The sequence below is a fragment of the Pseudomonas sp. UM16 genome, assembly GCF_050312595.1.
Taxonomy (GTDB): Bacteria; Pseudomonadota; Gammaproteobacteria; order Pseudomonadales; family Pseudomonadaceae; genus Aquipseudomonas.
The window spans coordinates 132,067-144,935 of record NZ_JBNPJT010000006.1 but is presented as its reverse complement, the minus strand read 5'-3'; the positions used below and the strand labels follow the sequence as shown (position 1 = coordinate 144,935).

11 protein-coding genes are annotated in these 12,869 nt (G+C 59.5%); 8 read left to right on the top strand and 3 right to left on the bottom strand.

Going from position 1 to position 12,869, the window contains the following annotated elements:
* Nucleotides 1-18: 18 nt before the first annotated feature.
* The 5 genes from ACQRAX_RS08980 (at nt 19) to ggt (ending at nt 4,818) form a co-directional block, all read left to right on the top strand.
* Nucleotides 19-552 (top strand): twin-arginine translocation pathway signal protein, encoded by a 534-nt coding sequence (locus ACQRAX_RS08980; RefSeq protein WP_412040021.1) that lies wholly within the window; start codon nt 19-21, stop codon nt 550-552.
* A 27-nt stretch (nt 553-579) separates the two neighbouring features.
* A complete protein-coding gene (locus ACQRAX_RS08975; protein WP_412040022.1) occupies nt 580-2,178 on the top strand; it encodes a GMC family oxidoreductase in 1,599 nt (532 codons plus the stop codon).
* Between the two features lie 112 nt (nt 2,179-2,290).
* A complete protein-coding gene (gene coaD, locus ACQRAX_RS08970) occupies nt 2,291-2,770 on the top strand; it encodes a pantetheine-phosphate adenylyltransferase (protein WP_412040023.1) in 480 nt (159 codons plus the stop codon).
* A 108-nt stretch (nt 2,771-2,878) separates the two neighbouring features.
* Entirely contained in the window at nt 2,879-3,130 is a 252-nt protein-coding gene (locus ACQRAX_RS08965; RefSeq protein WP_007921257.1) for a YfhL family 4Fe-4S dicluster ferredoxin, read from the top strand.
* Nucleotides 3,130-4,818, top strand: a complete 1,689-nt coding sequence (ggt, locus tag ACQRAX_RS08960) for a gamma-glutamyltransferase (protein ID WP_412040024.1) — start codon at nt 3,130-3,132, stop codon at nt 4,816-4,818. Before ACQRAX_RS08965 ends, ggt begins: the two co-directional genes overlap by 1 nt.
* Before the next feature lie 6 nt (nt 4,819-4,824).
* On the opposite strand, the gene mutM is transcribed toward ggt, so the two are convergent.
* Together mutM and ACQRAX_RS08950 are read right to left on the bottom strand one after the other, a co-directional pair.
* A complete protein-coding gene (gene mutM / locus ACQRAX_RS08955; RefSeq protein ID WP_412040025.1) occupies nt 4,825-5,637 on the bottom strand; it encodes a bifunctional DNA-formamidopyrimidine glycosylase/DNA-(apurinic or apyrimidinic site) lyase in 813 nt (270 codons plus the stop codon).
* A gap of 3 nt (nt 5,638-5,640) precedes the next feature.
* Nucleotides 5,641-6,453, bottom strand: coding sequence for an HDOD domain-containing protein (locus ACQRAX_RS08950; protein WP_412040137.1), 813 nt, complete (start codon nt 6,451-6,453; stop codon nt 5,641-5,643).
* Nucleotides 6,454-6,659: 206 nt separating this feature from the next.
* Between ACQRAX_RS08950 and ACQRAX_RS08945 the strand changes: the two genes are divergently transcribed.
* Both ACQRAX_RS08945 and ACQRAX_RS08940 read left to right on the top strand, forming a co-directional pair.
* Nucleotides 6,660-7,856, top strand: a complete 1,197-nt coding sequence (locus ACQRAX_RS08945) for a class I SAM-dependent rRNA methyltransferase (RefSeq protein WP_412040026.1) — start codon at nt 6,660-6,662, stop codon at nt 7,854-7,856.
* Between the two features lie 335 nt (nt 7,857-8,191).
* Nucleotides 8,192-9,394 (top strand): Bcr/CflA family efflux MFS transporter, encoded by a 1,203-nt coding sequence (locus ACQRAX_RS08940; RefSeq protein WP_412040027.1) that lies wholly within the window; start codon nt 8,192-8,194, stop codon nt 9,392-9,394.
* A gap of 64 nt (nt 9,395-9,458) precedes the next feature.
* On the opposite strand, the gene mgtE is transcribed toward ACQRAX_RS08940, so the two are convergent.
* Entirely contained in the window at nt 9,459-10,517 is a 1,059-nt protein-coding gene (gene mgtE, locus ACQRAX_RS08935) for a magnesium transporter (protein WP_412040028.1), read from the bottom strand.
* A 507-nt stretch (nt 10,518-11,024) separates the two neighbouring features.
* Here mgtE and ilvD point away from each other — a divergent pair.
* The gene (gene ilvD, locus ACQRAX_RS08930) at nt 11,025-12,866 is read left to right on the top strand and encodes a dihydroxy-acid dehydratase (RefSeq protein ID WP_412040029.1); all 1,842 of its coding nucleotides are present in this window, start codon (nt 11,025-11,027) and stop codon (nt 12,864-12,866) included.
* Nucleotides 12,867-12,869 lie beyond the last annotated feature (3 nt).

Below are 12,869 nucleotides of genomic sequence, written 5' to 3'. Positions count from 1 at the left end.
CCTTCAGGCACAACAACAATGACCACAAGCCTGCCAACCACTGCGAACCTGAGCCGCCGCGGGCTGCTCAAGTTCAGCCTCGGCGCCACGGCCTTCCTGGCCACCGCCGGGCTGGGCGCCAGCCTCACTGGCTGCACGGCGCAAACACCCGCCAGCGGTTTCATCACCTTGCGCCAGAGCGATCTGCCGATCCTTCACGCGCTGATGCCGGTGATTCTTGCTGGCACTGCGGCTGCCGACACCCGTGAGGCACTCCTGCATCGGCTGGACAACAAACTCGCCAGCCTGTCCCCGGCCATGCTCAAACTGACCCAGCAATTATTCGATGTGCTCGCCTTGCCGGTAACCCGCGGACCGTTGACGGGCATCTGGGGCCGCTGGGACAACGCCAGCAATGAGCAGATCGAAGCTTTTCTGCGACGCTGGGAGAACAGTTCGCTCAACCTGTTGAAAATGGGCCATGCCTCACTGCTGCAGCTGCTGCAAATGGCCTGGTACGAAATGCCTGAGTCCTGGGCCCAATGCGGCTACCCCGGGCCACCCAAAGTTTGATCCGAGAATAACGACAAGAGGCTGAAGATGCCCGTACCCGATTTGTTTCGTGAAGGCCTTGCGCGCGGCTGGAGAGCCCGTGACGCGTCGCGGTTGGACCAGGACCTGACCCTGGAAGCCGATGTCGCCATCATCGGTAGCGGCGCTGGTGGCGCCACCAGCGCTGAACTGCTCAGTGCCGCTGGTTTCAAGGTGCTGTTGATTGAAGAAGGCCCGCTCAAGACCAGCAGCGACTTTCACCTGCTCGAAGATCAGGCCTATGCCAGCCTCTATCAAGAAGGCATCGGCCGCATGAGCAAAGATGGCGCCATTACTATCCTGCAAGGCCGCGCAGTGGGTGGCACCACCCTGATCAACTGGACTTCAAGCTTCCGCACCCCTGAGCAAACCCTGCAACACTGGGCCAGCGAGCACGGCGTCAAAGGTTTGAGCAGTGCCGAACTGGCGCCCTGGTTCGAGCGCATGGAACAGCGCCTGGGCATCGCCCCCTGGATCATGCCGCCCAATGCCAACAATGATGTCCTACGGCGCGGCTGCGAGGCCCTCGACTATCACTGGAAAGTCATCCCGCGTAACGTTCGCGGGTGCTGGAACCTGGGTTATTGCGGCATGGGTTGCCCGGTCAATGCCAAGCAATCGATGCTGGTGACCACTATTCCGGCCACTCTGGACAAGGGTGGCGAGCTTCTCTATCTGGCCCGCGCTGAACGCCTGGTCCACGATGGCGAACGCATAAGCAGCCTGCAATGCATGGCCATGGATGAGCGCTGCGTGAACCCTACCGGGCGGCAGATTCAGGTCAAGGCGCGGCATTACATCCTCGCCGGTGGCGGCATCAACAGCCCGGCCTTGCTCCTTCGCTCGGACGCCCCGAACCCACACGAACGCCTGGGCAAGCGCACGTTCCTGCACTTGGTCAACTTCAGTGCCGGTCTGTTCAAAGAAAAGGTCAATCCGTTTTACGGCGCCCCACAATCAATCTACTCCGATCACTTTCAGTGGCTTGACGGCGTCACCGGCCCGATTGGCTACAAACTCGAAGTGCCACCGCTGCAGCCGGCGCTGGCGGCGACCTTGCTCGGTGGGTTTGGCAAAGACAGTGCCCTGCGCATGGAACAATTGCCCAACACCCATGTAATGCTCGCCCTGTTGCGTGACGGTTTTCACCCAGAAAGTATCGGCGGCCAAGTGCAGTTGCGTGACGACGGCTCGCCAGTGCTCGACTACCCTGTTTCGCCCTATGCCTGGAACGGTATACGCCGTGCATTTCACACCATGGCCGAGATCCAGTTCGCCGCTGGCGCCGAGGCAGTACTGCCATTGCATAGTGATGGCCGCTACGTGAAGACCTTGAGCGAAGCCCGCAAGCTTATCGATAACTTGAGCCTGGAACTGTTCCGTACGCGCCTGGGCAGCGCCCATGTCATGGGTGGCTGCGCCATGGGCGAAGACCCGCGCCAGGCGGTCTGCAACAGTCTGGGGCAGCATCATCAGCTGGCCAACCTGTCGATTCACGACGGCTCTTTGTTCCCCACCAGCATCGGCGCCAACCCGCAATTGTCGGTGTACGGGCTCACTGCGCGGCTCACTGATGGTTTGATCGAACGCCTGGTTGCCGGTAGATGACAACAAATGGGCACACTGTCTATAGTGCCTTCAGCATGCGCGGGCGACTTGGCCGACCGCCACTGCTGCGATACCATCCGACTCCCCAACGCACTCCTGCCAGGACGACGCGATGAACCGAGTGTTGTACCCAGGTACTTTCGACCCTATTACCAAGGGCCATGGCGATCTGGTCGAGCGAGCCTCACGGCTGTTCGACGAGGTGATCATTGCGGTCGCCGCCAGCCCCAAGAAAAACCCTCTGTTCCCGCTGGAACAACGGGTGGAACTGGCTCGTGAGGTCACCAAGCACCTGTCCAATGTCAGAGTCATCGGCTTCTCAACGTTGCTGGCGCATTTCGCCAAAGAGCAGCAGGCCAATGTGTTCCTGCGCGGCTTGCGTGCAGTCTCCGACTTTGAGTACGAGTTCCAGTTGGCGAACATGAACCGCCAGCTCGCGCCGGACGTGGAAAGCCTGTTCCTCACCCCTTCAGAGCGTTATTCATTCATTTCCTCGACCTTGGTCCGGGAAATTGCAGCGCTGGACGGCGACATCAGCAAATTCGTCCATCCAATCGTGGCCGAGGCGCTGACCGAACGCTTCAAGAAGTGACATCGGCGATTTGACCACGGCGCCCGCGTGCACTGCGGGCGCTAATGCGGCACAATTGTGCCCATTGGTTTTCAAATGCCAGGGTTACGAGCCCTGGCCGGAGTCCCCATGTCCCTGATCATCACCGACGATTGCATCAATTGCGACGTCTGCGAACCCGAGTGCCCGAACGCTGCCATCTCTCAAGGCGAAGAGATCTACGTGATCGACCCCAACCTGTGCACGCAGTGCGTCGGCCACTACGACGAGCCTCAATGCCAGCAAGTCTGCCCGGTTGACTGCATCCCACTGGATGAAGCCCATCCGGAGACCGAAGAAGAGTTGATGGCCAAATACCGTAAAATCACTGGCAAGGCCTGATGCCGTTTGTCGGCAAGTTCGTTCCGTTAGTACTTGGCGCCGCGCTGGCGCTAGGGGCCGTCAGTGCTCAGGCACAAGGCCCGGGACGTGCTGCGATTGCCAGCCCGCACGCTGACGCCAGCGCTGCGGCACGGGAAATCCTTGAGCAAGGTGGGAACGCCTTCGACGCCGCGATTGCCGTCAGCGCTGCCCTGGCTGTTGTTGAGCCCTATGGTTCCGGCCTGGGTGGCGGCGGATTCTTCCTGCTGCGCGAAGGCGACACACCCGCGCGCTATGTCTTCATTGATGCTCGCGAACGTGCGCCGGCCAAGGCCAGCGAAGCGATGTACCTGAAGGACGGCAAGGTGCAACCCGGCCTGTCGATCAACGGTCCACTGGCAGCGGCGATTCCCGGCTTGCCAGCAGCGCTCGCCGACCTCGCGGCGCACTACGGCAAACTGCCGCTGAAAAGCACCCTGGCTCCGGCCATTCGCCTGGCCAACCAGGGCTTTGCCGTTGACCGTATTTACCGTGATCGAGCCAAGATGCGCCTGAGCGCCCTGCGCGATGACCCTGAAAGCGCCCGGCTGTTTCTCATCAACGGTGAAGTACCCGCCCTTGGCGCACGAATCCGCCAACCTCAATTGGCTGTCACCCTTGAGCGCCTGGCCAACCACGGCAGTGACGGTTTCTATGCCGGCCCCACCGCCCAGGCCATGGTCCAAGGCGTACAGGCTGCTGGCGGTATCTGGAGCCTGGATGACCTGGCCAACTATCGCACGGCCAAACGCGAGCCGTTACGCTATAAGCTGGCAGACCAGCGTGAATTGATCAGCGCTCCGCCACCGTCAGCCGGTGGCGTTGCCCTGGCACAGAGCTTGGCTATGCTTCAACGCCTGCCGTGGCAAAGCGCCGAGCCGGTGCAGCGCAGCCATTACGTGCTGGAAGTACTGCGCAGGGCCTACCGCGACCGTGGCCTGCTGGGCGACCCCGATTATGTCGCCAACCCTGTTACCCAACTGCTTTCGCGCCCGTACCTGACAAGCCTGGCCGATAGCATCGAGGTGCACCAGGCGACGCCGAGCAGCCAGCTGCCGCCCGCGCCGCCCTGGCGTGAAGGCGATCACACTACCCATTTCGCAGTTATCGATGCCCAGGGCAACGCCGTGGCGGCAACACTGTCGGTCAACCTGCCCTTCGGTGCAGCCTTCAGTGCGCCGGGCACCGGCGTGGTGCTGAACAATGAAATGGACGACTTTGCCGCCGACCCTCACGGTAGTAACAGTTACGGTCTGGCGGGCAGCCAGGCAAATGCCGTGGCCGCTGGCAAGCGACCGCTGTCGAGCATGAGCCCAAGCTTCATCGAAAGTCCGACTCAGTTCGCTGCGTTCGGCACCCCGGGTGGCAGCCGCATTCCGAGCATGGTGCTGTTATCGATGCTGGGCTTTCTCGAAGGCAAACCAGTCGCCAGCTGGCCGGCAGTGCCACGCTATCATCACCAGTACCTGCCGGATGTGGTTGAACACGAGTTGGGCGCGTTCAACACCGAGCAGCAGCGTGAACTACAGGCGCGCGGCTACCAGCTCAAGGACCTCGGCCGGACCTACGGCAATCAGCAAGTGTTGTACTGGGACAAGGCCAAGCAGACCCTGGAGGCCGCCAGCGACCCGCGTGGCGTTGGCGTCGCTGAAGTGCTCAGCCCACGCTGAGCACCGTCACTTCTGGCAGCGCGGGCAGAACACGCTGGCACGCTGGCCTAGCTTGACCTCACGCAGAATGCTGCCGCAGACCTTGCACGGTTCTTCGCGCCGTCCATAGACAAACAACTCCTGCTGGAAGTAACCCGGCTGACCATCGCCGCCGACAAAGTCGCGCAATGTGGTACCGCCGCGCTCGATGGCACAAGCAAGGATGCGTTTGATTTCAATCGCCAGCTTCAGGTAGCGCGCCCGGGAAATCCCACCGGCTTCACGGCGCGGGTCAATTCCCGCTGCGAACAACGCCTCGGTCGCATAAATGTTGCCGACCCCGACCACCACCGCGTTGTCCATGATGAACGGCTTGACCGCCATGGCCTTGCCCCGCGACAGCTGGAACAGCCGCTCGCCATCGAACAGGTCGGTCAGCGGCTCAGGGCCGAGCTTGATCAGCAACTCATGGTTGAGCGGATCAAGGCTCCAGAGCATCGCACCGAAGCGTCGCGGATCGGTATAGCGCAAGGCCAGGCCCGACTCCAGCTCGATATCCACATGCTCATGCTTGGCTGCCGGCAAGCCGATTTCAACCAAGCGCAAATTACCCGACATACCCAAGTGACTGATCAGCGTACCGACCTCGGCATTGAGCAGCAGGTACTTGGCGCGCCGCTCCACTTTCACGAAGCGCTGCCCGGACAGGCGGATATCGAGATCTTCAGGGATCGGCCAACGCAAGCGCCGGTCGCGCACGATCACCCGGCTGACGCGCTGGCCTTCCAGGTACGGCGCGATACCGCGTCGGGTGGTTTCGACTTCTGGTAATTCCGGCATGAATCAGTGGCTGCCCATTTCGCGAATAGTCTGCTTGAGGTTCTCGAAGTCGTACTCGGAAAGCCCCACATAGTCGAGCACCAGGTGCCCAACGGCGTTCCACTCATGGTCGACACTCTGATTGCCCAGCACCCGGTACGAGGAACAGATGTGCTCAGCCATCTTCAAGATCGCCAAGAGGTTTTTCAGCTGGCTGTTACGCGCCGAGTCATCGCTGAACACAGCCAGTGCGTTGTGATGGTTGGCAATCGCGTTGCTCAGGTGCTCAGGCAAGCGCCAAGACTTGGCAGTGTAATAGCCGACCACCGCGTGGTTGGTATTGAACACCTGGTTCTCGGTGTCCACTACTCGCTGGCGGCTGCCAGCATTGGCGTACGCGTCTTCGAGTACGCCCATGTAATCAGGGAAGCGTTTGAGCATCAGCGGCACGCCGCAGTCGTGAAACAAACCCAAGGCGTAGGCCTCATCCACCGCTTGCGAGCCGATGCGCTTGGCCAGGGTCAGGCAGGTCATGGCCACATCCTGGGCGGTATCCCAGAATCGGTTGAGGGTGACAATCGTGTCGTCGCTCATCTCGCCCTTGATCGACTGGGCATTGATCAGGTTGATGATCGACCGGCTGCCGAGCAGGTTCACCGCGCGCTGGATCGAGGCAATCTTGTTGGTGAGGCCGTAGTAAGGCGAGTTGACCAGCTTGAGCAAAGCACCAGACAGGCCTGGGTCCTGGGCGATCAGTTTGGCGATCACCTCAAGGTCGGGATCAGGCATGTATTGCTCGAACTGCAGGTCAACCATGATCTGCGGTTGTGGCGGCACGCTGATGCCTTGCAAGGCGTGCTGGATCTGTTCGGCGGAGAGTTCCTGGGACATATGTACACACTCGGGGCTGAGCGGCGATTCTAACCCGATCATGCTGGCCAGAGGTGAAGCGAAAGGCCATCGCTTTAATGCAATTTGTCGCTATTCACGTCGGCGTAGCGAGCGTCAGGTTATACTCCCGCTCTTTTTTCCGGAGCGACGTCATGTCCCTGCCCAGCCTTCGTCTCAAAGCCAATGCCGACCGCCGCCTACGCGCCGGGCACCTGTGGGTCTACAGCAACGAAATCGACGTCGCCGCGACCCCGTTGCATGGTTTCAAGGCCGGTGACCAGGCGATTCTGGAAACCGCCGGAGGCAAGGCCCTGGGCGTCGTTGCCATGAGCCCGAACAACCTGATCTGCGCACGCCTGCTGTCGCGTGACGCTAAGCTTGCGCTGGACAAGTCGCTGCTGGTGCATCGCATCAACGTTGCCCTGTCGCTGCGCGAGCGTCTGTTCGACAAGCCGTTCTACCGCCTGGTTTACGGCGACTCTGACTTGCTGCCAGGCCTGGTGGTTGATCGTTTCGGCGACATTCTGGTGGTTCAGCTGGCTTCGGCGACCATGGAGCAGCACAAGGAAGACGTCATCGCCGCGCTGGTGCAAGTGCTCAAGCCTAGCGGCATTCTGTTCAAGAACGATTCGGCCGCACGCGATGCCGAAGGCCTGAACCGTTATGTCGAAACCGTATTCGGCCTGGTGCCGGAGTGGGTCGCTCTGGAAGAGAACGGTGTCAAATTCGAAGCCCCGGTAATGGAAGGCCAGAAAACCGGCTGGTTCTACGACCACCGCATGAACCGCGCCCGACTGGCCCCGTACGTTCAGGGCAAACGCGTTCTCGACCTGTTCAGCTACATCGGTGGCTGGGGTGTGCAGGCCGGCGTGTTCGGCGCCAGTGAAGTGTTCTGCGTCGATGCCTCAAGCTTTGCCCTCGATGGCGTCGAGCGCAACGCCGGGCTCAACGGCATTGCCGAGAAGCTCACCTGCATTGAAGGTGACGTTTTCGAAGCGCTGAAGGAACTCAAGGCCTCCGAAGAGCGTTTCGACGTGATCGTTGCCGACCCGCCCGCGTTCATCAAGCGCAAGAAAGACCTGAAAAACGGTGAAGGCGCCTACCGCCGCCTGAACGAGCAAGCCATGCGCCTGCTGACCAAGGACGGCATTCTGGTCAGTGCTTCGTGCTCGATGCACCTGCCCGAAGACGATCTGCAGAACATTCTGCTGACCAGCGCCCGTCACCTGGACCGCAACATCCAGTTGCTCGAACGCGGCGGCCAAGGCCCAGATCATCCGGTGCATCCGGCGATTCCAGAAACTCGCTACATCAAGAGCATCACCTGCCGCTTGCTACCTAACAGCTAAGGCTGTGCAGTTATAAATATCCCGGCCAAGTGCCGGGATTTTTTTTGCCAGCTGCATTACGAACAATCAACAGATAATGTTTCGCAAACAAATAACAGAAAGATAAATCATACAAACGTTCACGAAATCTCCCACACGCCACCCTATTGCTCATTAAAAATAAACGCATATTCTTTAAATCGATCCGTTCCATAACAATCAAAATTGCCACTCCACCCTCATTACTTCCAACAACTATAAAAAGGGGCTGTCATGCATCACCAACCGACATTCGTTGTCACTGCAAAACACGTGAACATCAAAACGGAACCGCTACATTAAAAAGGGCTATAAAAATGATAACAAGCCCATCCACAATCAAGAAAACCAACCCCGAACGGGCCATCGCGCTGTTACTAATAATGAGCCTGCTTGGGGTATTCCCGCTAGATGTAATACTGCCGTCGTTTCCAGCACTCAGCATTCACTTTGAAGTCGACACGACTCACATTGCCTATTCCATTAGTTTGTTTGCCTTATCCGTCGCTGCTGCACAACTTGTTTTAGGACCGTTGTCCGATAAAATTGGCCGCAAAAGGCTACTCCTGCTTGGTTTATTGACCTCTATCGTTGGCGCAGTGGGCTGTGTAATGAGTACCCACTACCTGACGTTCATCGGTTTCAGGATACTGCAAGCCGTGGGCTGCGGCTGTTTTGTGCTTACCCAGGCACTCGTTCAGGATCTGTTCGAGGGTAAGCAACGTAATGCGATGCGAATTCTGCAGACCAGTGCCAGCGGTCTATTCATCTCGTTGTCCCCCCTGACTGGAAGTTGGCTGCAGCAGGCGTTCGATTGGCCTGGCAGTTTCATAACTTTCACTCAGCTCGCTTGTATCGCACTACTGATGTCTTTATTTTTGCTCAGGGATGACACTCACAAAAACACGTCGAAGGTTGATTATTTCGCCATCTACCGCACACTTGTCCACGATCGTGAGTTTGTTGCCTATAGCGTAATCGCAGCCATAGCCTTTACCTGTCATTTCTCGTTCATTGTCGTAAGCCCACTGCTGTTCATAGACCAATTGGGGCTATCCCCTCACGATTTCGCACAGGTCTTCGTACTGTACGCGATTGCCTTTGTGGTGGGCGGTCTGGTCGCCGGATGTTTTAACCAGCGTCTGAGCACCTCGGTACAAATTTTGATCGGTCTTGGCTTGATTGTCCTGGCGGGTCTGATGATGGTGGTCGGGGCCTGGGCGCAACCACAGTCACTGATGTCGATACTGATACCCATGATTGTCGCCACCACTGGCACTACCTTAGCGCGCCCGGCAGCCACGAGTTGTGCGTTGGCGTTACAGCAAACCCGCGTGGGCGCAGCGGCATCAATGATCAATACCTTGGTACTCGCCGTGGGCGCCGCAGGAAGTGGTGTAATCACGCTGTTCAGTGAGCAAGTGGCAACGAGCCTAGGTATCGGCTTCATGCTACTGGCCACAGGATCAATGCTACTGCTGCCTCGTTATCCACACCGCCCACTAGACCCTGCCTGTTGATCGTACAGCCCCAGCGCCAACTGCTCAGCAGCCTGGCTGAGCAGCTAGCAAAGGTGGCCTACCTTCAGATATCCAGCACCTGTGAAGCTATCCCGAAATAGACAAGTACTCCGGCGGCATCGGCAATCGACGTCACCAAGGGCCCGCTAGCGGTGGCCGGGTCGAGTTTCATGCGGCTGAGCAGAAACGGCAGGCTCATGCCGATCAAGCTGCCTAGCAGGACAATCACCAGCATGCTGCTGGCCACGATCAGGGCAATATCCGGACCGCCGCGCAGGACGCCAAGCGAAGCCACTGCGACGGCCATGGTCGCGCCTAGGGCCAACGCTACCCCGCACTCACGGCCGAGCAGACTCAGCCAGTCGCGCATGACGACCTCTCCGGTAGCAAGTGCGCGAACCATCAGCGTTGCCGATTGGGCTCCGGCATTGCCGCCACTGTCGACCAGCAGAGGCAGGAAGAACACCAGGGCGATATGTGCGGCGATAGTGTCTTCAAATGCAGCGATACCTGCCCCGGAAAACAAATTGCCAAATACCAGCAACACCAACCAAAGCACCCGTTTGCGGTAAAGCAAGCCAACAGTAGCCGTCTTCAGGTTACCCAGATGAGTACCGATAAGAGCACCTTTGTGAAAGTCTTCGGTGGCCTCCTCGACCACCACATCCATGGCATCGTCACAGGTGACGATACCTACCAGCCGCCCACCGTGGTCCAACACCGGCATTGCCAACAGGTCGTGTTTACTGATCAGCCTGGCCACTTCTTCCTGAGCGGTAGAGGTACTCACACTGAGCACCGGGCGCACCATCAGTTGCTCAACGGGCAACTCGGGAATGGCCAGGATCAGCTCGCATAGGGACAACGTACCGAGCAGATTGCCCTGCTCGTCGAGCACATAGGATTGGTATATGGTCTCGGCGTCAGCCGCTTCGCGGCGCAGCATGTCGATGGCCTGGCTCGCACTCAGACCACTGCAGATGCAGGAATAGTGGCTACTCATCAGGGCACCGGCGGTGCCTGGTGCGTAGTGGCCGGCCTGCAGCAAGTCGTCACGACGGGCTTGTGCCTGCTCGCGGGGCAATGTCAGGCCGGCGATTTTCGCTTCGTGGGCAAATGTCATATCGATCTCCAGGCAGCAACGCAGGCGCCTGGAGGCCGACCGGCTGTCGGTCAGCTAACGGGCAGCCCTGACGCTACTGCGTTCAGTACCAGAATGTGGGTTCGCGATGAACTGAAACTGGGAAGGTCCATTAAGGGTGTCGTCTCGTGAGCCGCACATGCGGCGCGGGGATAATACCCAGTTGAACAGCCAAGAACAGCCGCTTTTCCGGGCTTCCAGGACTTTTCAGAACGGTCTTACACAGAGCGCCGACACAGCGATCGCAGAACAGGCTCAGCGCTGATCGGCACCAACCCTCTACAACGCCATTCCTTCACGGCGCCAGCGGTGTAGAATCGGGCTATTCATCGCCAGTCATCCCGGCGGGTTTATGAGCTCTGGCCGAGCGCACGGCGATCCCGCGGCGATCTCGGCTTCATCCGTACCAGCGGCCACATGCCTTCGGTGCAAAGGACAAGAGAAGCTCACTCCCCTTTTTGTTACCTGATTAGCCGCCAGGAGTGCTTCATGCCTGATTACCGCTCGAAAACGTCCACCCACGGCCGCAATATGGCCGGCGCACGCGCCCTGTGGCGTGCCACCGGGATGAAAGACGAAGATTTCAAAAAGCCGATCATCGCCATCGCCAACTCGTTCACCCAGTTTGTCCCAGGTCACGTACACCTTAAGGACCTGGGCCAACTGGTCGCTCGCGAGATCGAACGCGCCGGTGGCGTGGCCAAGGAGTTCAACACCATTGCGGTCGACGATGGCATCGCCATGGGCCACGACGGCATGCTCTATTCGCTGCCTAGCCGCGAAATCATCGCCGACTCGGTCGAGTACATGGTCAACGCCCACTGCGCCGACGCCATTGTCTGCATCTCCAACTGCGACAAGATCACCCCTGGCATGCTCATGGCCGCGCTGCGTCTGAACATCCCAGTAATCTTCGTCTCTGGCGGGCCGATGGAAGCCGGTAAGACCAAACTGGCCAGCCACGGTCTGGACCTGGTCGATGCCATGGTCATCGCTGCAGACTCGACCGCTTCCGATGAAAAAGTCGCCGAATACGAGCGTAGCGCCTGCCCGACTTGCGGTTCCTGCTCCGGCATGTTCACCGCCAACTCGATGAACTGCCTGACCGAAGCACTGGGCCTGGCCCTGCCGGGCAACGGTTCGACCCTGGCCACCCACAGCGACCGCGAACAGCTGTTCCTGCAGGCTGGCCGTACCATCGTCGAGCTGTGCAAGCGCTACTACGGCGACAACGACCAGAGCGTCCTGCCGCGCAACATAGCCAACTTCAAGGCGTTCGAGAACGCCATGATGCTCGACATCGCCATGGGTGGTTCGACCAACACCATCCTCCACCTGTTGGCCGCCGCTCAAGAAGCCGAGATCGATTTCGACCTGCGCGATATCGATCGCCTGTCGCGCAAGGTGCCGCAGCTGTGCAAGGTTGCGCCGAACATCCAGAAGTACCACATGGAAGACGTTCACCGCGCCGGTGGCATTTTCAGCATCCTCGGTTCGCTGGCCCGTGGTGGCCTGCTGCACACCGACCTGCCGACTGTGCACAGCCCGAGCATGGAAGAAGCCATCGCCAAGTGGGACATCACCCAGACCAACGACGAAGCGGTGCACCACTTCTTCAAGGCGGGCCCGGCCGGTATTCCGACCCAGACCGCATTCAGCCAGTCGACCCGCTGGCCGAGCCTGGATGACGACCGTGAAAACGGCTGCATCCGTAGCGTAGAGCACGCCTATTCGCAAGAAGGTGGCCTGGCCGTGCTGTACGGCAACATCGCACTGGATGGCTGTGTGGTGAAGACTGCAGGTGTCGATGAGTCGATCCATGTCTTCGAAGGCAACGCCAAGATCTTCGAGAGCCAGGACAGTGCGGTGCGCGGTATCCTCGCCGATGAAGTGAAAGAAGGCGACATCGTCATCATTCGCTACGAAGGTCCGAAAGGCGGCCCGGGCATGCAAGAAATGCTCTACCCGACGTCCTACCTGAAGTCCAAAGGCCTGGGCAAAGCCTGCGCCCTGCTCACCGACGGGCGCTTCTCCGGCGGCACCTCGGGCCTGTCCATCGGCCACGCTTCCCCAGAAGCTGCTGCCGGCGGTGCTATCGGCCTGGTGCAAGACGGCGACAAGGTACTGATCGACATCCCGAACCGTTCGATCAACCTGTTGGTCAGCGATGAAGAGCTGGCTGCTCGCCGCGTTGAACAGGACAAAAAAGGCTGGAAGCCAGTGGAGACACGGCCACGTAAAGTGACCACCGCGCTGAAAGCCTATGCTCTGCTGGCTACCAGTGCGGACAAGGGTGCGGTGCGTAACAAGGCGATGCTCGACGGGCTGTAAGCC

Coding starts and splice junctions, on each gene's coding strand:
- ggt (WP_412040024.1), top strand. CDS start 3,130: ATGCCGTTTGTCGGCAAGTTCGTTCCGTTAGTACTTGGCGCCGCGCTG.
- ACQRAX_RS08965 (WP_007921257.1), top strand. CDS start 2,879: ATGTCCCTGATCATCACCGACGATTGCATCAATTGCGACGTCTGCGAA.
- ACQRAX_RS08975 (WP_412040022.1), top strand. CDS start 580: ATGCCCGTACCCGATTTGTTTCGTGAAGGCCTTGCGCGCGGCTGGAGA.
- mgtE (WP_412040028.1), bottom strand. CDS start 10,517: ATGACATTTGCCCACGAAGCGAAAATCGCCGGCCTGACATTGCCCCGC.
- ACQRAX_RS08980 (WP_412040021.1), top strand. CDS start 19: ATGACCACAAGCCTGCCAACCACTGCGAACCTGAGCCGCCGCGGGCTG.
- ilvD (WP_412040029.1), top strand. CDS start 11,025: ATGCCTGATTACCGCTCGAAAACGTCCACCCACGGCCGCAATATGGCC.
- ACQRAX_RS08945 (WP_412040026.1), top strand. CDS start 6,660: ATGTCCCTGCCCAGCCTTCGTCTCAAAGCCAATGCCGACCGCCGCCTA.
- coaD (WP_412040023.1), top strand. CDS start 2,291: ATGAACCGAGTGTTGTACCCAGGTACTTTCGACCCTATTACCAAGGGC.
- ACQRAX_RS08940 (WP_412040027.1), top strand. CDS start 8,192: ATGATAACAAGCCCATCCACAATCAAGAAAACCAACCCCGAACGGGCC.
- mutM (WP_412040025.1), bottom strand. CDS start 5,637: ATGCCGGAATTACCAGAAGTCGAAACCACCCGACGCGGTATCGCGCCG.